This is a genomic window from Microbacterium sp. MYb66 (assembly GCF_002979435.1).
Classification (GTDB): Bacteria; Actinomycetota; Actinomycetes; order Actinomycetales; family Microbacteriaceae; genus Microbacterium.
This window is the reverse complement of record NZ_PCOV01000001.1, coordinates 395,848-414,848: the sequence shown is the minus strand read 5'-3', so window position 1 is coordinate 414,848 and position 19,001 is coordinate 395,848. Positions and strand designations below refer to the sequence as shown.

Annotated in this window: 17 protein-coding genes; 6 read left to right on the top strand and 11 right to left on the bottom strand. The window is 68.5% G+C overall.

The features are described 5' to 3' along the window. Positions 1 to 130: 130 nt before the first annotated feature. Positions 131 to 2,407, bottom strand: a complete 2,277-nt coding sequence (locus CQ045_RS01915) for a polyribonucleotide nucleotidyltransferase (protein ID WP_105720995.1) — start codon at positions 2,405 to 2,407, stop codon at positions 131 to 133. 361 nt (positions 2,408 to 2,768) lie between these two features. Between CQ045_RS01915 and CQ045_RS01910 the strand changes: the two genes are divergently transcribed. Continuing rightward, a complete protein-coding gene (locus CQ045_RS01910) occupies positions 2,769 to 4,079 on the top strand; it encodes a UDP-glucose/GDP-mannose dehydrogenase family protein (RefSeq protein ID WP_105720994.1) in 1,311 nt (436 codons plus the stop codon). Between the two features lie 19 nt (positions 4,080 to 4,098). Here CQ045_RS01910 and CQ045_RS01905 read toward each other — a convergent pair whose 3' ends face one another. Beyond that, the gene (locus tag CQ045_RS01905; protein ID WP_105720993.1) at positions 4,099 to 6,039 is read right to left on the bottom strand and encodes a GDSL-type esterase/lipase family protein; all 1,941 of its coding nucleotides are present in this window, start codon (positions 6,037 to 6,039) and stop codon (positions 4,099 to 4,101) included. 140 nt (positions 6,040 to 6,179) lie between these two features. Between CQ045_RS01905 and CQ045_RS01900 the strand changes: the two genes are divergently transcribed. Continuing rightward, positions 6,180 to 6,764 carry a DedA family protein gene (locus CQ045_RS01900; RefSeq protein WP_258130911.1) on the top strand — a complete coding sequence of 195 codons (585 nt, stop codon included), beginning with the start codon at positions 6,180 to 6,182 and terminating at the stop codon, positions 6,762 to 6,764. A 31-nt stretch (positions 6,765 to 6,795) separates the two neighbouring features. Further along, positions 6,796 to 6,972, top strand: a complete 177-nt coding sequence (locus CQ045_RS18725) for a DUF5302 domain-containing protein (RefSeq protein ID WP_181156407.1) — start codon at positions 6,796 to 6,798, stop codon at positions 6,970 to 6,972. A gap of 120 nt (positions 6,973 to 7,092) precedes the next feature. On the opposite strand, the gene CQ045_RS01895 is transcribed toward CQ045_RS18725, so the two are convergent. Genes CQ045_RS01895 through CQ045_RS01885 form a run of 3 tightly spaced genes read right to left on the bottom strand, consistent with a single transcriptional unit; the run spans position 7,093 to position 10,369 of the window. Further along, positions 7,093 to 8,445, bottom strand: a complete 1,353-nt coding sequence (locus tag CQ045_RS01895; protein ID WP_105720992.1) for an FAD-binding oxidoreductase — start codon at positions 8,443 to 8,445, stop codon at positions 7,093 to 7,095. 51 nt (positions 8,446 to 8,496) lie between these two features. Continuing rightward, positions 8,497 to 9,141, bottom strand: a complete 645-nt coding sequence (locus tag CQ045_RS01890) for an FMN reductase (RefSeq protein WP_105720991.1) — start codon at positions 9,139 to 9,141, stop codon at positions 8,497 to 8,499. Between the two features lies 1 nt (position 9,142). Beyond that, positions 9,143 to 10,369: an LLM class flavin-dependent oxidoreductase gene (locus CQ045_RS01885; RefSeq protein ID WP_105720990.1), complete on the bottom strand. Its 1,227-nt coding sequence runs from the start codon at positions 10,367 to 10,369 to the stop codon at positions 9,143 to 9,145. Positions 10,370 to 10,480: 111 nt separating this feature from the next. Between CQ045_RS01885 and CQ045_RS01880 the strand changes: the two genes are divergently transcribed. Continuing rightward, on the top strand, positions 10,481 to 11,611 hold the full coding sequence (locus CQ045_RS01880) for an acyltransferase family protein (protein ID WP_105720989.1): 1,131 nt from the start codon (positions 10,481 to 10,483) through the stop codon (positions 11,609 to 11,611). A gap of 23 nt (positions 11,612 to 11,634) precedes the next feature. Next, a complete protein-coding gene (locus tag CQ045_RS01875) occupies positions 11,635 to 12,513 on the top strand; it encodes a serine hydrolase (RefSeq protein ID WP_105721343.1) in 879 nt (292 codons plus the stop codon). Positions 12,514 to 12,530: 17 nt separating this feature from the next. Here CQ045_RS01875 and efeB read toward each other — a convergent pair whose 3' ends face one another. Genes efeB through efeU form a run of 3 tightly spaced genes read right to left on the bottom strand, consistent with a single transcriptional unit; the run spans position 12,531 to position 16,053 of the window. Further along, positions 12,531 to 13,841: an iron uptake transporter deferrochelatase/peroxidase subunit gene (gene efeB, locus CQ045_RS01870; RefSeq protein ID WP_258130908.1), complete on the bottom strand. Its 1,311-nt coding sequence runs from the start codon at positions 13,839 to 13,841 to the stop codon at positions 12,531 to 12,533. Between the two features lie 38 nt (positions 13,842 to 13,879). Beyond that, positions 13,880 to 15,112 carry an iron uptake system protein EfeO gene (gene efeO / locus CQ045_RS01865; protein ID WP_105720988.1) on the bottom strand — a complete coding sequence of 411 codons (1,233 nt, stop codon included), beginning with the start codon at positions 15,110 to 15,112 and terminating at the stop codon, positions 13,880 to 13,882. Next, complete coding sequence (gene efeU, locus CQ045_RS01860) at positions 15,109 to 16,053, bottom strand: iron uptake transporter permease EfeU (protein WP_105720987.1); 945 nt, start codon at positions 16,051 to 16,053, stop codon at positions 15,109 to 15,111. Before efeU ends, efeO begins: the two co-directional genes overlap by 4 nt. A gap of 169 nt (positions 16,054 to 16,222) precedes the next feature. Here efeU and CQ045_RS01855 point away from each other — a divergent pair, with 169 nt between their 5' ends. Beyond that, positions 16,223 to 17,227 (top strand): isopenicillin N synthase family oxygenase, encoded by a 1,005-nt coding sequence (locus CQ045_RS01855; protein ID WP_105720986.1) that lies wholly within the window; start codon positions 16,223 to 16,225, stop codon positions 17,225 to 17,227. 8 nt (positions 17,228 to 17,235) lie between these two features. On the opposite strand, the gene CQ045_RS01850 is transcribed toward CQ045_RS01855, so the two are convergent. The 3 genes from CQ045_RS01850 to rpsO form a co-directional block, all read right to left on the bottom strand. Continuing rightward, positions 17,236 to 17,565 carry a transcriptional regulator gene (locus tag CQ045_RS01850; RefSeq protein WP_105720985.1) on the bottom strand — a complete coding sequence of 110 codons (330 nt, stop codon included), beginning with the start codon at positions 17,563 to 17,565 and terminating at the stop codon, positions 17,236 to 17,238. Next, the gene (locus CQ045_RS01845) at positions 17,558 to 18,427 is read right to left on the bottom strand and encodes a hypothetical protein (protein ID WP_105720984.1); all 870 of its coding nucleotides are present in this window, start codon (positions 18,425 to 18,427) and stop codon (positions 17,558 to 17,560) included. Before CQ045_RS01845 ends, CQ045_RS01850 begins: the two co-directional genes overlap by 8 nt. 175 nt (positions 18,428 to 18,602) lie before the next feature. Further along, complete coding sequence (gene rpsO / locus CQ045_RS01840) at positions 18,603 to 18,872, bottom strand: 30S ribosomal protein S15 (RefSeq protein ID WP_005048780.1); 270 nt, start codon at positions 18,870 to 18,872, stop codon at positions 18,603 to 18,605. Between the last annotated feature and the right edge of the window lie 129 nt (positions 18,873 to 19,001).

Here is a 19,001-nt window from a genome sequence, read left to right as displayed (position 1 = left end):
CTTCGCGGAACGCTCCGACCAATCCGGGGAACGGCGCGAAAACGTCCGATAACGATTCGGTCACGCCGGACACGACGGAACCCGGACCCCTCCTCGCGGACGGGCCCGGGTTCCGGTTCGAGCGTGTTGCTTACTCGGCTGCGGCGTCTTCTGCCGGAGCGGCCTCAGCGGCGGGAGCGTCATCGAGCACGGGCTCGAGCGACAGCTTGCCGCGGTCGTCGATCTTCGTGATCTTCACGAGGATCTTCTGGCCGACCGAGAGAACGTCGTCGACGTTCTCGACGCGCTTGCCACCGGCGAGCTTGCGCACCTCGGTGACGTGCAACAGGCCGTCCTTGCCCGGGAGCAGCGAGACGAACGCACCGAAGGTGGCGATCTTCACGACCGTGCCGAGGAACTGCTCCCCGATCTCCGGGTTGGTGGGGTTCGCGATCGCGTTCACCTGGGCGCGGGCGGCCTCGGCCGACGGGCCGTCGGTCGCACCGATGTAGACGGTGCCGTCCTCCTCGATGGAGATCTGGGCGCCGGTCTCGTCCTGGATCGCGTTGATCGTCTTGCCCTTCGGGCCGATCAGCTCGCCGATCTTGTCGACGGGGATCTGGACGCTGATGACGCGAGGTGCGGTGGGCGCCATCTCATCAGGAGCGTCGATCGCGGCGTTCAGCACGTTGAGGATCGTCAGGCGCGCGTCGCGCGCCTGCGTCAGCGCTCCGGCGAGCACCTGGGTGGGGATGCCGTCGAGCTTGGTGTCCAGCTGAATGGCCGTGACGAACTCGCTGGTACCGGCGACCTTGAAGTCCATGTCCCCGAGAGCGTCTTCCGCACCCAGGATGTCGGTGAGCGCCGCGTAGCGGGTCTCACCGTTGACGTCGTCGGACACGAGGCCCATCGCGATGCCGGCGACGGGAGCGCGCAGCGGCACACCCGCGTTCAGCAGCGAGAGCGTCGACGCGCAGACCGAGCCCATCGACGTCGAGCCGTTGGAGCTCAGCGCCTCGGACACCTGACGGATCGCGTACGGGAACTCCTCGCGGCTCGGCAGCACCGGCACGAGTGCGCGCTCGGCGAGGAAGCCGTGCCCGATCTCGCGACGCTTCGGCGAACCGACACGGCCGGTCTCACCGGTCGAGTAGGGCGGGAAGTTGTAGTGGTGCATGTAGCGCTTGCTCGTGACAGGCGACAGCGAGTCGATCTGCTGCTCCATCTTGAGCATGTTCAGCGTGGTGACACCCAGGATCTGGGTCTCGCCGCGCTGGAAGATCGCGGAACCGTGAACGCGCGGGATGACCTGCACCTCGGCGTCGAGCGGACGGATGTCCGCCAGGCCGCGACCGTCGATGCGAGCACCCTCGGTGAGGATGCGTCCGCGGACGATCTTCTTCGTGACGGACTTGTACGCGGCCGAGAACTCGAGCGGAGCCGCGGCCGGGAGCGAACCCGCCTCGGTGGCCTCGATGAGCTCTGCCTTGACGCGATCCTTGATCGCGTCGTCGGCCGTCTGACGCTCGACCTTGTCCGCGATCTGGTAGACGTCGCTGAGCTCGGCGAACGCGCGCTCGGAGACGAAGCTGTAGACCTCTTCCGAGTACGGCAGGAAGACCGGGTACACGCCCGGCTCCTTCGACGAGGTCGCGGCGAGCTCGGCCTGAGCCTTCACGAGCTGGGCGATGAACGGCTTCGAGGCCTCGAGGCCCTGAGCCACGATCTCCTCGTTCGGCTTGGTGGCGCCGGCCTTGATCAGGTTCCAGCTGCCCTCGGTGGCTTCGGCCTCGACCATCATGATGGCGACGTCTTCCGTGCCATCGGCCTTGGTGACGACGCGACCGGCGACGATCAGGTCGAACACGGCCTCCGAGACCTGCTCGGCGGTCGGGAACGCGACCCACTGGTCGGCGTGCTCGCCGTGACCGGGGATGAACGCGAGGCGCACACCGGCAACGGGGCCCGAGAACGGCAGACCCGAGATCTGGGTCGACGCGGACGCCGCGTTGATCGCGAGAGCGTCGTAGAACTCGCCCGGAGCGATCGAGAGGACCGTGATGACGATCTGGACCTCGTTGCGCAGGCCGTCGACGAACGACGGACGCAGCGGACGGTCGATCAGACGGCAGACGAGGATCGCCTCGGTCGAGGGGCGACCCTCGCGACGGAAGAACGAGCCGGGGATCTTGCCGGCGGCGTAGGAGCGCTCTTCGACGTCGACCGTCAGGGGGAAGAAGTCGAAGCCCTCACGCGGGTGCTTGCCTGCGCTGGTGGCCGAGAGGAGCATGGTCTCGCCGTCGAGGTAGGCGGCGACTGCGCCCTGAGCCTGCTGCGCAAGGCGGCCGGTCTCGAAGCGGATGGTGCGGGTGCCGAAGCGGCCGTTGTCGAGAACGGCCTCGGTGGCGGTGATTTCAGGACCTTCCAAGAGGTCTCTCCTTCTTTGTTTAGACTCGCGAATCCATGTGACGCGCGAGCGTGTTCAAAGGAGCGGAGCGGAAGGGTTCGGGCGCGCGGGCATTCCCGCGAATGTCGCCTGCGCTGGCCACCAGTAGAAAGCCACCCGACATCTCGCCGAGGAACCCACCACAGGGGACCAGCTTCTCCGCCGCTCGCTCCGTGAGTCGATATGAAGTTGTGCGATTGACACGCGTCAACCGCATCCACCCTACCAGCGCCCGCCCCGAATCCCGCGTGGGCGGGGTGCATCGCGGATCGGACACGCGTCGGCCATGGCCCGTTCACCGGGTGGATGCCGTGGCGTGAGGGGCATCCGCTGTCCTGAGTCCATGCGCATGTCAGTGATCGGCTGCGGGTACCTCGGTGCCGTGCACGCCGCCGCCATGGCCTCGATCGGACACGACGTCATCGGCATCGATGTCGATGCGGAGAAGATCGCGACGCTCGCGTCGGGCACCGCACCGTTCTTCGAGCCGCAGCTCTCCGAGCTCCTCGTGGACGGCCTGGCGTCGGGGCGCCTGAGCTTCAGCAGCCGGATGGCCGACGCAGCCGGCGCGCACGTGCATTTCCTTGCCGTCGGGACCCCTCAGGTCCCTGGAGGCCACGCGGCGGACCTCCGGTACGTCGACCAGGCCTTCGATGCTCTGCTCCCCCACCTCCGCGCCGGCGACGTGATCGCCGGGAAGTCGACCGTGCCGGTGGGCACCGCCGCGCGGCTGACGACGCGCCTGGTCGGCACCGGCGCGACACTCGTCTGGAATCCGGAGTTCCTGCGCGAGGGGTGGGCCGTCCACGACACTCTGACCCCGGATCGCCTCGTGGTGGGGGCGGAAGCCGACGCAGCCGGAGAGCAGGCAGTGACCGTGCTCCGTGAGGCGTACGGAGCAGCCGTGGAGTCGGGGACGCCGTTCCTGGTCACCGATCTCGCGACGGCGGAACTGGTGAAGGGCGCGGCGAACGCGTTCCTGGCGACGAAGATCTCGTTCATCAACGCGATGGCCGAGATCGCCGAGGCTGCCGGCGCCGACGTCGCGCTGCTCGCGGATGCGCTCGGGCACGACACCCGCATCGGCCGGCGCTATCTCGGGGCCGGCATCGGCTTCGGCGGAGGATGCCTGCCGAAGGACATCCGCGCGTTCGCGGCGCGCGCGGAGGAGCTGGGACGCGGCGAGGCGGTCGGGTTCCTGCGGGAGGTCGACGCGATCAACCTCCGACGACGGGACCGCGCCGTCCAGATCGTGGTCGACGCGCTCGGCGGTCTCGTCTTCGGGCGTCGGATCGCCGTGCTCGGCGCCGCGTTCAAACCCTTCAGCGACGACATCCGTGACTCCCCCGCCCTCGACGTCGCCGTGCGTCTGCGCGGACTGGGCGCGGATGTCGTCGTGACGGACCCGGCTGCGATCGACAACGCCGCCGCGGCCCACCCGCAGCTCGGCTACGCACGCGACCGGGACGATGCTCTGCGGGAGGCGGATGCTGTCGTCATCGTCACCGAGTGGGATGAGTATCGGCGCGACCTCTCACCGGAGCGTGCCGGTGGCCTCGTACGCGGGCGGATCATCGTCGACGGGCGGAACTGCCTCGACGCCGCTGCGTGGCGCGCCGCCGGCTGGCAGTACCACGGCATGGGGCGGCGGTGACGGCTCCGGCGTCCCGAACTCAGCGGACGACCGCCTCCCGAGCCGTCGAAGACCGACCGAGATAGACGTAACCGTCGTGCTTGGCGGTACGGCCATCGCCCGCGGCACGACCGTGCAGACGGCGCCATACCCAGGGCAGGGCGTGTCGACGCCACCACACCCCCGCACCGATCGGCTCGTGCTCGTGCAGAGCAGCATCCAACACACCGAGCGCGTCCGCATCGGGCACGCCGAGCATCTCGCCCGCCCGGTAGGCGAGGAATCGATGCCCTCGACTGCTCAGATGCACGAGGTCTTCCCCCCAGTTCGGACGGTCTGCCAGCGAGGGGTGCAGATCGGTGTCCATGAGGATGGCACCGGTGCGGGCGGCGATCCCGGCCAGGGCCGTGGCGAACGCCGCGAACCGCCGGGTGTAGATGGATGCCGCGCGCCGCCCGGGCAGGAACGGGGTGACCAGAAGCACGTCGGCACCGATTCCCCGCAGTTGCCGTACCGTCCCCTCCAGGTCCGCGGCGAGGGCAGCGATGGCGACACGGTGCTTCACCAGGTCATTGGCCCCGATCAGGATCGACACGAGATCGGGACGCAACTCGAGCGCTTGCTCCAGCTGGATACCGGAAACGTCGCGCACCCGCTTCGATCGCACAGCGAGGTTCGCGTAATGCAGCCCTCCCCGCGCCGCGAGCAGGAGGGCGAGTCGATCGGCCCAGCCGCGCAGCGCGCCGTCCGGCGCGGGGTCGCACAGACCTTCGGTGAGCGAGTCCCCCAGGGCCACGTAGCGCTGCCACCGACGAGCAGCGACGGGCGCAGGCGACTCCGGCCGCATCGCGCGGCGAGCACGCGCGCCGGCGTCCACTCGACGCAGCGCCTGCGCCTCTTCGAAGTGCGCGAGGAGCTGGTCGCACACGCTCTCCCAGCTGCGGTGCTGCACGGCTTCACGACCCGCCTCTCCGAACGCCCGGCGCTTGCGCGCATCGCCGGCGAGGTCCGTCACCCGCATCCGCAGGTCGTCGAGGTCTCCCGGCCGATAGAGCCAACCGTCGATCCCCATCCGCACCAGGTCGAGGGGCCCGCCCCGTCCCGTGGCGATCACGGGGACTCCGCTGGCGTGAGCCTCCTGAAGTGTCTGGCCGAAGGTCTCGCTCTCCCCGGGGTGGACGAAGAGGTCGAAGGACGCCATCGCCGCCGCGAGTGCACCACCGTCCAGGTGGCCGAGGAACAGAGCATTCGGGAGCAGACTCTCCAGCCGTGCTCTGCTGGGTCCGTCGCCGACGATCACCAGACGTGCTCCCGGGATATCGCGGAGCGCAGCGAGATCTTCCACCTGCTTCTCGGGGGCGAGACGCCCCACGTAGCCGATGACGACGTCTGCGCCCCACTCGGAGCGGAGGGCGGTCTCTCGCCGGGACGGCTGGAAGCGGTCGGCGTCGACTCCTCTCCCCCAGCGCCTCACGCGGTCGACACCGAGAGCTGCGAGCTGCTGCGCCGACTCCGCCGAGGGCGCAAGAGTAAGCGTCGCGCGTCGGTGCAGTCGGGCGATGTGAGCCTGCGCGATGCCGGTGGTGGCGGCTACTCGGTATCTCTCCGTGTACGCTGCCACGTCGGTCTGGTAGGCCGCGACCGCGGCGATGCCCTGTTTCTCGGCAGCGAGCACGCCTCTCCACCCCAGAGCGAACGGCGAGGCGAGGTGAACGACATCCGGCTGGAATCGTCGGAGGGAGGCTGCGATGCGACGAGCGCTCGACGTGCCCACCCTCACATGGCGGTATCCCGGCAGAGCGAGGCTGGGGATCGTCTCGATCCGCGCCCCGCTGATCTCGATCGGGGCGCCGACCGCGGCGGGGGCGACGACGTGAGCCTCGTGCCCTCTTCGTTCGAGATGTCGCAGGATCTGCAGCACCGAGCCGGTGACGCCGTTCATGTGCGGAAGGAAGGACTCCGTGACGATCGCTACTCTCACAGCCCCAGGATGACGGGGTTGTGCGAATCGGTTCGCCGCAAACGCCTCTGGGCACCAGATGTTCACCGGATGCTGGACAGCGGGTCACCGGCTATCCGGTCTTTGGTTGCCGTTCACCGAGCGCGGGCACAGTGGACGACGTGTCGACCGACCTCCTCGCCGAATCGCTCGCCGACCCGTGGAGTCTGGCCCTGATGAGCCTGCTCGTGATCGGCGACGCGTTCTTCGTCGTGATTCCGGGAGAGATCGCGGTGACCGCTCTGGGGGCGCTCGCCGCGACGACCGGCACCCCGCCGCTGTGGGCGGTCATCGTATGCGCCGCTGTCGCGGCCGCCCTCGGCGACGGCTGCTGCTACCTCATCGGCCGGCTGGTCGGCACCGAGCGCTGGCGCTGGATGAGGACGCCGCGCGTGCAGCAGGCCCTGCGCTGGGCAGGTCGCCGGCTGGACGGAGGGACGGCCGCCGTGCTGTTCACCGCCCGGTTCGTGCCGTTCGCGCGGCTCGCGATCAACCTGGTGGCTGGGGCGTCGCGAATCCATCCGCCGCGCTACCTCGCCCTCGTCTGCGTCGCGGCGACCGGCTGGGCGCTGTACCAGGCGGCCGTGGGCGCGGTCGTCGCCGCTGTCATTCCCGGCGGGCCGCTCGTCGCCGTGCCGGTCTCGATCGCGCTCGCCATAGGCTTCGGGGCGCTGATCGACCTGTGTTTCCGGCGCACCGGAGGGTGACCCACGGCACACCGTGCTCTAGGCTCGGGGCATGAGCACCGAAGAAGGCGCCACCTCCTCTGAGGAGATGAAGCGCAAGTTCAAGGAAGCGCTCGAGAAGAAGAACGCGCACCACCGGCAGGGCGAGGCACACCTCGACGGCGACTCCGCCGTGCACAGTGCGAACGCTCCGCAGACGCGGCGCGAGTTCCGACGCAAGAGCGGTTGACCGCGCGGATGCGGGAGCCCGATCAGACGGACTCCCGCATCCCTCTCTCGCTCACCTCGTCGCCGCGCCGTCTGCGCCGTCTGCGCCTCTTCGGGATCGACTGCACCGGAGACCCGCGCCTCAGCGCGGGAGGCGGCCGTCGTGCAGGAGAGCGTCCGGATCGAACCGGCTCCGCAGATCCCGAAGCCGCGCGATGTCGTCGGCGGAGCCGCAGCGTTCGAGCGTCTGCCCCGGCTCGAGGAAGGTCGCGACGGTCTGCGGCGCCTCGTTCGGCGCCAGCAGCTCCCGGAACGCCACGAGGCTCGCGTCTCCCGGTTCGGTCGGCATCCCCGGAAACACCGGCACGAGAGCATGCAGCAGCCATCCCGCGGACGGAAGCGAGGCGAAGCCGGCCCGTCGCGGTGTGCCGAGGGCGCCACCAAGCATCCGGATGTCGATGCCCATGATCGGCCACTGCTCCGGCAGCTCTCGGAACTCGAGGAGAGCGTCGATGGTCGCGTCGTCGAGGACGTCCAGCGCCATCGATGCTCCGCGGCCGGGAGTCGGGTCCGTCGGCTCATTGGAAGCGGCGGCGAGTGCCGCAGGCGACGTCGGCCCGGTGGTCTCGCGGCGCAAGTGCCCCGCCCGACGCACGGCATCGATCAGCTCCTCCTGCGGCCCGTTCGTCGACAGCGCCTGCACGGTGAGGAAGCTCCGCCCCCTGATCTCCTCGGGGAGCTGCGGTGCATCCGGCATCCGCATCGAATTGAGGAACACGTTCAGCGACGAGGGGGCGGAAACCGCGAGATCGCGGACCGCCCGGACGACGGCAGACGCGTCGGCGACATCGAACGTGAGGTTCGCGCCCCAGACGTCCGGAGCACGGACCAAATCGATCTCGAGTGCGGTGACGATCCCCACGATGCCGCCGGCACCTCGCAGCGCCCACAGCAGGTCGGGATCGGAGCTGTCGTCCGCGCGTCCGTGCGTGCCGTCCGTACGCAGGACCCAGGCAGCCCGCAGGTTGTCCGAGCCGAGACCGGCGGTGCGGCTGAACCAGGAGTGACCGCCACCCAACGTGTAGCCGGCGACGCTGACGACCGGGCTCGTACCCGCAGGCGCCACCCATCCGGTGCCCTCGAGCGCGTCGACGACGGCACCCCAGCGCACACCGGCGCCGACGGTGACGACCCCGCGGTCGAGATCGACCTCGAGGTCGTCAAACGCGCTCATCCGCACCAGCACGGCACCGTTCAGGGAATCGGAGGCCCCGTGCCCGCTGGGTTGGATCGCGAGGCGGAGGCCTGATTCCCGCGCCACGCCGATCAGCGCGCGGAGGTCGTCGACGTCGGCAGGTGCGGCCACGGCGACGGGGTGCTGCGAAATCGCGAGATTCCACGGGTGACGGGCCGCGTCGTACGCGGCATCTTCCGGAAGGAGAAGAGTGCCGGCGAACCGGTCCTGGAGAGCGACGAGCGCGCGGTGAGTGGGCATGACGCCACCGTACGATGATCTTCGGACATCGTCGATGGCGTCACGCGCGAATCATTCGCCCGCGAGACCACCCAGCATGTGGCCGAACGAACGCCCCTCCCCCAGGTACGTGGCCGGGTCGTACGGATCGACGACCGCAGTCGCCTCGCGCCGCGCGATCACGTCTGCGAGCTCCTTCGCGCCCTTCTCCACGCGCTTGGCGAGCGGGGCGACATCGTCGCCGGATCCGCCCCAGTCGCTCGAGGCCGCGAACACGCCGGTCGACACGGCATCGGCGTGAAGATATGCGAAGAGCGGACGGATCGCGTAGTCGATCGCGAGAGAGTGCCGGGCAGTCCCGGCATTCGCTCCGATCAGCACCGGCTTCCCGGTGAGCGCGTCCGGGTCGAGCACATCGATGAACGACTTGAACAGCCCGGAGTAGCTGGTGGAGAAGATCGGCGTCACGGCGATGAGAGCATCGGCGGACACCACCGTGTTGATCGCCGTCTCCAGCGCCGGAGGCGCGAACCCCGTGAGCATGTTGTTCGTGATGTCGTGCGCATAATCGCGCAACTCGATCACGTCGACGCTCGCGTCGATATCGTGCGCGGCGAGGGCCTTCACCGTCTCCGCTGCGAGGCGATCCGCGAGCATCCGCGTGGAGGAGGGGTTCGACAGACCCGCCGCGACGACGGCGATTCGACGAGTGACCATCTCAGGCTTCCTTCCGGCCGAGCCCGAAGGCTGCGCCTGCCGGCGCGGGGCTGTCCTGGTAAGGCGAGTCGCCCGTGAGGTTGTCACCGCGGTTCGCACCGGGGCGCGCCTGGCGAGTCGGACCGTCGCCGAACTCGGCTTTGACGCGTGCGGCGTGGGTCGGCGCATCGGGGACGGACGCCGGGCGATCCTTCGCGAGCTCCTTGCGCAGGACCGGTACGACCTCGGAGCCGAGGATGTCGAGCTGCTCCAGGACCGTCTTCAGCGGGAGGCCCGCGTGGTCGATCAGGAAGAGCTGACGCTGGTAGTCGCCGTAGTGCTCGCGCATGGCGGCATAGCGATCGATGACCTGCTGCGGCGAACCCACCGTGAGCGGGGTCATCTCGGTGAAGTCCTCCATGCTCGGACCGTGCCCGTACACCGGGGCGTTGTCGAAGTACGGGCGGAACTGGTTCACCGCGTCCTGCGACTTGGCGGCCATGAACACCTGACCGCCGAGTCCGACGATCGCCTGCTCAGGCGTGCCGTGACCGTAGTGCGCATACCGCTGGCGGTAGAGCTCGATGAGCCGCTGGTAGTGCTCCTTGGGCCAGAAGATGTTGTTCGCGAAGAAGCCGTCGCCGTAGTAGGCGGCCTGCTCGGCGATCTCCGGGGTGCGGATGGAGCCGTGCCACACGAACGGTGCGACGCCGTCGAGCGGGCGCGGAGTCGAGGTGAACCCCTGCAGCGGGGTGCGGAACTTGCCCTCCCAGTCGACGACGTCCTCACGCCACAGTTTGTGCAGCAGCGCGTAGTTCTCGATCGCGAGCGGCAGACCCTGGCGGATGTCCTGGCCGAACCACGGGTACACCGGTCCGGTGTTGCCGCGACCCAGCATGAGGTCCATGCGTCCGTCCGAGACGTGCTGGAGCATCGCGTACTCCTCGGCGATGCGCACAGGATCGTTCGTGGTGATGAGTGTCGTCGACGTGGAGACGATGAGACGCTCGGTCTGCGCAGCGAGTGCCGCCAGGAAGGTCGTGGGACTCGAGGACCAGAAAGGCGGATTGTGGTGCTCGCCGATCGCGAAGACGTCGAGTCCGACCTCTTCGGCGTGCACGGCGATGGCCGTCGTCGCCTTGATGCGCTCCTGCTCGCTCGGGGTGATGCCCGTGGTGGGATCGCGGGTGATGTCGCTGACCGACATGATGCCGAACTGCATCGCCTGCGCGCCTGACTGCTCGCTCATGATTGCTCCGTGTTCTCCGAACCGGATGACTCGCATCCGTTTCTATTCACTTGAATGTATATGTGTCAACGCGCTCACAGCAACTTTATTCCCGGCCTGTAGCCTCGAACGATGAGCAGTACCGGGGCGGACATCTCAGGGCCCACCACAGGATCGGTTCCACGGAAGCGACGGCGCGTGCCGTTCTGGGACAACGCCCGATACGTGTGCATCGTCCTCGTCGTGCTCGGTCACGCGATCCAGCGGCTCATCTACGACTCCGACATCGCGTTCGCCTTCTATCTGGCGCTGTACGCGTTCCACATGCCGGCCTTCGCGATCATCTCCGGCTACTTCTCCAAGTCCGGTTCCCCCACGAAGACGCAGATGGCCCGGGTGATCACCGACATCATCGTGCCGTATGTGATCTTCGAGCTGCTGTGGACCCTCACCAAGTGGCTTGTCGAAGGCCAGGCGACGCCGAACATCACCAAGCCCAGCTGGACGCTCTGGTTCCTCCTCGCGCTCGGCATCTTCCGGCTCGTGCTCCCCTACCTCGCGCTGCTGCGCTGGCCACTGCTGTGGACCGTCGTCATCTCGGTCGGCGTGGGATACCTTCCGAACGTCGACAGCACGTTCTCGCTCTCACGCACGCTGGGTCTGCTGCCGTTCTTCACCCTCGGCTGGTGGCTGCGCGAGAACGACATCGTCGACCGTCTCCGGCTGCTCGAGTTCCGCCCGTGGTGGCTGCGTGCGGGCGCCGTCGCGGTCCTCGCGGCCACCGGGTGGGCCGCGTGGAACTGGCTGCCCGTCTGGCAGGCGGCCGACCTGCGGCACTGGCTCTTCTACGAGGACTCCTACGCCGACCTCGGCGGCGAGCAGTGGTGGGCCGGCGGAATCCGCATCGTGCTGATGGTGCTCGCGGTGGTGCTCAGCGCCGCTTTCTTCGCGCTCATCCCGCGAGGCGCCCACTGGTGGACGACCTTCGGCCAATACACGATGTACGTGTTCCTGCTGCACTCGTTCGTGCTGTATCCCTTCCGCGAGAGCGGAATCCTGCGCGACCTGGAGCCGACCTGGATCTGGCTCCCCCTCGTGACCATGCTCTCGGTGGTGATCGCCCTCGCGCTCGCCACGAAACCGGTCCGATGGGTGTTCCGGCCTCTTGTCGAGCCGCGCCCCGGATGGCTCTTCGCCGACCCCGGACTCGCCTCCCGGGAAGGCCGCCGGAACGACCCGACGGGATCGAGACGTCCGCGCTGAGCGGAGCAGATAACGTCGTGATCGTGAATCGAGCGCAGAGAGCACGCGACCGCATCGTCGATCGAGTCGACGCGACCGGCTTCTCCGCCCACGGACTGCACGTCCGCGTCGGCGAGGACGTCGCCGAGCACCGCTGGACCGCGGACTTCCGAGAGGATGTCCAGTCCGTCGCGAAGGGCGTCTGCGTACTGGCCGCGGGGATCGCCGCGGATGAGGGCGCGGTCTCCCTCGACGAGCCGGTGGCGACCTATCTTCCCGGCTTCGAGTTCGGCGCCGGATCCGACGCGGTCACCTTGCGCCGCCTCCTGACGATGACGAGCGGAATCGATCTGCCCTGGTCGGAGACGATGATGAGCGACTGGCCCGACCTGGCGAGGGAGTTCCTGCGTCGCCCCTCCCGAGGACGCGTGTTCCAGTACTCGAATGCCAGCACCTACACCGCGATGACGGCGCTGGCCGCACGAGTAGGCGACGTGGCTGACTTCCTGGCCGCGCGCCTGTTCGAACCGCTCGGCATCGAGGCCGTCGAGTGGGAGCGCAGTCCGAACGGACGCATCGTCGCCGGCGGTGGGCTCCCCCTGCGCACCGAGGAGCTGGCACGGATCGGTCTGCTGATCAGGAACAGAGGCGAGTGGCAGGGGCATTCATTGATCGCCGCAGAGTGGATCGACGCAATGCACGCCGACTGGGTGGTCGCTGGAGAGAGTCCCGCGTACGACCGCTACGCCCTCGCGGGCTGGAACGGACCCGGCGCCGCCTGGCGACTCCACGGCGCCCATGGTCAGCTGATGATCTTCCTCGGAGATGCCGTGGTCACGATCACAGCCGAGGATCATTTCGGCGCCGACACGATCGCCGCGTTCGTCGTGGAGACGCTCGCGGTCACCCCGACCGCGTCCTGACTCCCTCCGGGCGCCGTTCACACTCCGTCGAACAGCGCGGCACCCACGTACGAACCCGGCTTCGCCCCGGCGGGCACAGCCCAGATGCCGGACCCGACGTGCCGGATGTACTCGTTCATCAGGTCGGTCGAGAGCCGTCGCTGCAGCGACACGAACTGCGCCGGGTCCCTCTGGTACGAGAGGAAGAAGAGCCCGGCATCGAGCCTTCCGAGATCATTGTTGCCGTCGACGTAGTTGTATCCACGACGAAGGATGCGGATACCGTCGTTCTGCTCGGGATGCGCGAGGCTCACATGGCTGTTCGCGTCGATGGCGGTGCCATGGAAGTCGGGGGCCGTGAACTCGTCTCCGCCCGAGAGCGGCGCCCCCTCCCCCTTGTCTCGACCGATGATCGAGTCCTGCTCGGCGAGGCGCACCCGGTCCCACGTCTCGATCAGCATCGCGATCTTCCTGGCGACGAGATAGGAGCCGCCCGCGAGCCACGCAGGCTCATCCTCCTCGCCCACCCAGACATGGTCGGCGAGTGCACTCGCGTCATCGGCGAGGATGTTCGCGGTGCCGTCCTTGAATCCGAACAGATTCCGCGGCGTCGCCTGTGCCGCCGTGGTGCGTGAGGTCTTTCCGAAGCCGAGCTGCGACCAGCGCAGTCGCGCGCGACCGAAGGCGATGCGGCTGAGATTGCGGATCGCATGCACCGCCACCTGCGGGTCATCGGCGCACGCCTGGATGCAGAGATCGCCGTGGGAGTCCTGCGGATCGAGATCGTCGCCGAGGAAAGCGGGCAACCGCTCCAGCCCTGCGGGACGCTGCACGGCGATGCCGTAGCGATCACCATCCTCGTTCTCGAAGAGTCCCGGACCGAAGCCGAACGTGATCGTGAGCCCCGCCGCCGGAAGGCCCAGGGCCTCCCCGGTGTCGTCCGGCGGCGCTTCGGCGGGTCCGCCGACGGCACCGGTGGCGCTGACCTCGAGCCCCTGGACCATACGCGAGCTCGCGTAGGACCAATCCTGCAGCAACGAGATCAGGTCGTCACGGTCGGTGCGCGGCATCATGTCGAAACTCGCGAAGTGCAGGTGGTCCTGCACGGGAGTGGTGATCCCGGCCTGATGCTCGCCGAAGAACTCGTATGCGGAATGCGCGTCCTCTGCGGCGCGTGCCCGGCCGAGCGCCACTCCTCCGGTGAGCCCGGCCCCGGCCCCGACGGCGAGCCCGGCGACTCCGCCGCCGATGGCCAGACCGAGGAGTCCGCGCCTGCTCAGCCCGGCAGGAGCGGATGCCTCGCTCGCCGAAGCCTCGTCGATGGAGGCATCCGCTGCTGGTTCGTTCACGTCCGTGATGGTATCCCGTCAGTTCCGGCCGGAGCCGATCAGTCGAGCACCGTGCTGGTGAGCTGCGAGAGCGGCTCGGCCAGCGCGTTGATCAGGTCCGTGAACTCGCGCTTGTCGTCTTCCGTCAGCTCGGCGTAGCCGACGAACCCGTCGGTCAGCGAGCCGTGCGCGGCGAGCGACTCGTCGAGTGCGGCGTAACCCGCCTCGATCTCATCGACGAGCGCCTTGCCGTCGTCGCCCTGCGCGACGGCGAAGTCCTGCACGAGCGAGAACGCCATCTTCGAGCCCTCGACGTTGGCGGCGAAGTCGTAGAGGTCGGTTCCCGACCACCAGTCCTCCTCACCGGAGATCTTGCCGGTCGCGACCTCGTCCAGCAGCGCGATGGCGCCGTTGGAGATGCCGCCGATGCCCTGGTCGTCGAGTGCCGTGGTGAAGTCGTCCGAGTGGACGTAGTCATACAGCTCCTGCACGTCGGCGAGCAACAGGTCGCCGTAGTCGGCGCGCTCCTCCGGCGTCGACGGGGCCCAGTCCTGCCAGGCCGGGGTCTCTCCGTCGGCGTTCAGCGCGTCCTGCGCCGGCACCCACAGGTCCTTCTCCGTGCGGTGGAACCCCGTCCAATCGAGCTCCTCCGCAACGGCGTCGACCTCACGGTAGTCGATGCGCGGGTCGAGGTCGCCCAGCGCCTCGGCCACCGGCTCGATGCGCTCGTAGAACGCGCGGGTCTGCGGGAAGAGTGCCCGCGCGGTCTCGTCATCGCCGGACTCGTACGCGGCGACGAACTCCTCCACCGCCGGGACCAGCTGACCGACCTGATCCTTGACGAAAGCGGCGTAGAGATCGACGGCCTGCTGCTTCTGCTCGGCATCGGGTCCGTCGACGGCGACACGTTCGCCCGTGACGGTGAACGCGGACCTGCCCACCCCCTCACCGATCATGCCGGGCTTGCACAGCGTGAAGTAGTCGCCCGGCTGCGCCACGACCGTGAGGGTGCGGGACGCCGCCGGCGCGATGTTCTCGACTTCGCCGACGATCCGCAGCCCGTCCTCGGCGAGGAGGTAGAACTCCGAGACCTGCTCGGTGTCGTTCTTGACGGCGAAGGTCAGCGTACCGCTCTTCGCGGTGGATGCCGACACCACGCAGTCGCTGTCGGTGGATGAGACGTCGAACGCCGCATCGGCGGCGATGTCGCTCTTGGCGACGCAGCCGCTGAGGACGAGGGCTGCGGCTCCGGTGGCGGCCAATGCCCCCAGGACACGGTGAGAGGTGGTCATGCTGCTCCTTGTTGTGAGAGAGAGGAAGAGTCAGACTGCGCGTCGTTCTCGACGCGGGGTCTCGAGGGACGTCGGGAGCGGAGTCCACGGATGTACAGCGATCCGACGACGAGGACGTAGATCGCCCAGGCCGCGACCTGCAGCCAGGTCATCCTCGGCATGAAGCCGACCGTCGCCTGCAGAATCGCAGCCAGGGTGCCGCCCGGAGCGATCACAGCCGAGGCGTCGAACGCCCAGCCGAAGGGGAAGGCCGCCCAGCCGATGGCGACATCACCGGTCGTGGCGTCTATCGGAGCGGCTCCGGTGAACGGACCGGGGAGCGCACCGGCTTCCTGCAGGTCCATGAACGCGTAGGCGAGGACGCCGGCCGCGACGATCACGAGGAAGCCGCCGGTCCAGGCGAAGAAGCGCCGCAGGTCGAGCTTCACCGCTCCACGCGAGATCAGCCACCCGATGACCACCGCGGCCGCGAGACCGAGCAACGCCCCCAGGAGCGCGGCGGGCGCGTCACCGAAGGCTTGCACCATCGACCACAGCAGCAGAGTCGTCTCGATGCCCTCGCGTGCCACCGAGACGAAGCCGATCGCGATGAGAGCCCACAGACCGCCGACGGTGAGTGCGCGGTCGATGCCCCCTTCGAGGGACGCCTTCATCGTGCGTCCCGCGCGCTGCATCCAGAAGATCATCCAGGTCACCATGGCGACTGCGAGCAGCGAGAGGGTGCCGCCGATCAGCTCCTGCGCGGTGAAGGTGAGCTCGTACGCACCGAAGGTGAGCACCGCTCCGATCGCGACGGCGAGAGCGATCGCCAGCCCCACACCCGCCCAGAGCTTCGGAAGCGCATCCTTGCGCCCGAGGCGGCGGAGGTAGGCGACGAGGATGCCGACGACGAGGGCGGCTTCGAGACCCTCACGAAGGCCGATGAGAAAAGTTGCGAGCACGGAGACAGACTCTCTAGCGTTGACTGAGGTAAGGCAGCCCTTACCAACGAGACTCTAGCACCGGGTTCGGGGCATGCCGGAACATCACACTGCGGCGATCGCGTCGCGGTCGCGGTAACGCGGCGCAACAGTGGCGCTCACTCCGGGGAAGCCGACATACCCTCGGTCCATGGCTGAACTCTCGCTCCCCATCCTCGACCTGTCCCAGCTCGATGAAGGCCCGGAGGCCGCGGCACGATTCCGCGAGGATCTCCGGGCGGCGACGCACGACGTCGGCTTCTTCTATCTCACCGGTACGGGGATCTCCCCGGAACTCGAAGCGCGCCTCCACCGCGCCGCGCTGGACTTCTTCGCGCTCCCCGAGGCCGACAAGCTCGCGATCGAGAACGTGAACAGCCCGCACTTCCGCGGCTACACGCGGATCGGTGGCGAGCGGACCCAGGGCGAGGTCGACTGGCGCGAGCAGATCGACATCGGCCCCGAACGCGAACCGGTCGGCGGGGGCCCCGCCTTCAACCGACTCATCGGACCCAACCTGTGGCCCGCGGCGCAGCCGGAGCTGCAGGACGTCGTCGCCGAGTGGCACGAGACCCTGTCCGGCGTCGCGCGCAGGCTCCTGCGGGAATGGGCGCAGACGCTCGGTGCCGACGAGACCTACTTCGACGAGCACTTCGGGGAGCCGTCGACCCTCATCAAGATCGTGCGCTACCCCGGAACCCACGAGCCGGAGCCGCAACAGGGCGTCGGCGCGCACAAGGACTCCGGCGTCCTGACCCTGCTGTGGGTCGAGCCCGGCAAGGGCGGTCTGCAGGTCGAACGCGACGGCGCCTGGGTCGACGCTCCCCCGGTGCCCGGCGCGTTCGTCGTGAACATCGGCGAACTGCTGGAGTATGCGACGGGCGGCTACCTCAAGGCGACCAACCACCGCGTCGTGTCCCCGAAGGCGCCGGACGACCGCATCTCCATCCCGTTCTTCTTCAACCCCGCCCTCGACAAGCGGCTCCCGCTGATCGAGCTGCCCGCCGAACTCGCCGCCGAGGCGAACGGCGTCACCGAGGATCCGCGCAACCCGATCCACGCCCTCTACGGGGAGAACGCGCTCAAATCACGCCTGCGCGCCCATCCCGACGTCGCGGCCATCCACCACGCGGATCTCGTGCGCGCCACCGCCTGACGACGCTCTCACAGTCGCTGCTCGCCACCGAGAGCGACGATCTCGCGCAGAGCCTGGAGGTGCGCGGCGAAAGCGTCGCGACCGGCCGCCGTCGAGCGCACCCACGTGCGCGACCGACCCCCGACGGTCCCCTTGCGCGCCGACACGTATTCGGCAGCCTGAAGGTGCCGGATCGCCTTGCTCAACGGCGAGTCGCCGCACTGGAGGATCTCGCGAAGAGCCATGAAGTCGAGCTCCATGCCGTCACCCAGGGTCGCCATCAGCGAGAACCTGATGGGCGAGGCGAAGTTGTCGTCCAACTGGGTACGCGGATGAGGTCGGGCGGCAGGCTCAGCCACGGCTCTCCCGTCCGGGCACGAAGGAGACCACGACGAAGAGCGCGATCATCCCGACGCCGCCGACGACTCCGGAGAGTCCTCGGTCGTCGAGTGCCCCTGCGCCGAGCAGGAGTGCGACCTGGACGCCTGCCGCGATGAAGAACGCCGCGATCTGCGGCCAACGCCACGATGCGCCGATCGCCGGGAGGCCCACCTCGGTGTTGAAGGCGACGATCCACGCGAGCAGCACCAGCATGACCAGAAGCGTGATCGTGCTCCGCACCACATCGTCCGGCGCGCCGCCGAGCATCGCCATCACCGCGACGACGACCCCGACGAGAACGGTCCCCCACCGGGGCGCGCCCCGCAGTGGGACCCGGGCAGGGCGCGGGCGGTGCGGGTCGCCGGATGCGCGGATGAGCTGCACCACCCCGTATCCGCCGATGCCGAGAAGGACCAGGGCTGCCGGGAGGAGGACCATGCCGACGGGGAGTCGCGTATCCAGCGATACGAGACCGAACAGGATCACAGCTCCGGCGAGGATGATGCCGCCACCCAGCAGGAGCGGCCAGCGCGACCGGCTCATGCGCCACTGCATCCCGTTGCGCTGCGCCATCCCGCTCGCCAGCTGTCCCCACACCAGGAAGGTGAACAGGATCACCTGCGAAGCGATGACATCGCCCTGACGGAGGACGAGAGCGAACGCGACGAGGTAACCGGCGGTGACCACCGCATTCGTGATCTGGAGCCACGCGAGCGCGCGCCGGTCGAGCGTGCGGTCGCGTCGCTCGACCACCGCGTCCGCCGCAGCCAGATACTGTCGCGCCGTGTCGGCGTCCGGCGGGACGAGCGCGTCCTGACCGGGAATGGGCTTCTGCTCCACGTCTGACCTCCTCGACTTTCCATATGGAAAGCTCTCTACTTTCCTATCGGAAAGCGAGAGAGGAAGCAACCCCCGTGGGGACTCTGAGCCACCGGGACACGACGAAGGCCGCCCCACACCGTGGGACGGCCTTCTCAAGAATGTTCTGCGCGATTGAACGCAGGATCGCCTTGCTTTATCGACGCAGGCCGAGACGCTCGATGAGCGACCGGTAGCGGTTGATGTCGATGTCCTGCAGGTAACCCAGCAGGCGACGGCGCTGACCGACGAGCAGGAACAGACCACGACGCGAGTGGTGGTCGTGCTTGTGCTCTTTGAGGTGCTCGGTGAGGTCCTTGATGCGCTGCGTCAGCATTGCGACCTGCACCTCGGGGGATCCGGTGTCACCGGGGTGCGTCGCGTACTCTTCGATGATCGCCTTCTTGACGTCTGCTTCCAGTGCCATAGATTCGATCCCCTCTCTGCTTGTTGCGCGGCGCCCAACGCCTGATACGTGGGCTCTCTTTATCCGCGGCCGATCGAACGGCAACCTGAAGAGTCTACCAGCCGGCGACTGCCCCGAGTGACACCTTCG

Bases quoted from the DNA above. Each gene is read 5' to 3' on its own strand.
- CQ045_RS01910 (WP_105720994.1), top strand. From the start codon at position 2,769: ATGCGCATGTCAGTGATCGGCTGCGGGTACCTCGGTGCCGTGCACGCC.
- CQ045_RS18725 (WP_181156407.1), top strand. From the start codon at position 6,796: ATGAGCACCGAAGAAGGCGCCACCTCCTCTGAGGAGATGAAGCGCAAG.
- CQ045_RS01895 (WP_105720992.1), bottom strand. From the start codon at position 8,445: ATGCCCACTCACCGCGCGCTCGTCGCTCTCCAGGACCGGTTCGCCGGC.
- CQ045_RS01890 (WP_105720991.1), bottom strand. From the start codon at position 9,141: ATGGTCACTCGTCGAATCGCCGTCGTCGCGGCGGGTCTGTCGAACCCC.
- CQ045_RS01885 (WP_105720990.1), bottom strand. From the start codon at position 10,369: ATGAGCGAGCAGTCAGGCGCGCAGGCGATGCAGTTCGGCATCATGTCG.
- CQ045_RS01880 (WP_105720989.1), top strand. From the start codon at position 10,481: ATGAGCAGTACCGGGGCGGACATCTCAGGGCCCACCACAGGATCGGTT.
- efeO (WP_105720988.1), bottom strand. From the start codon at position 15,112: ATGACCACCTCTCACCGTGTCCTGGGGGCATTGGCCGCCACCGGAGCC.
- CQ045_RS01855 (WP_105720986.1), top strand. From the start codon at position 16,223: ATGGCTGAACTCTCGCTCCCCATCCTCGACCTGTCCCAGCTCGATGAA.
- rpsO (WP_005048780.1), bottom strand. From the start codon at position 18,872: ATGGCACTGGAAGCAGACGTCAAGAAGGCGATCATCGAAGAGTACGCG.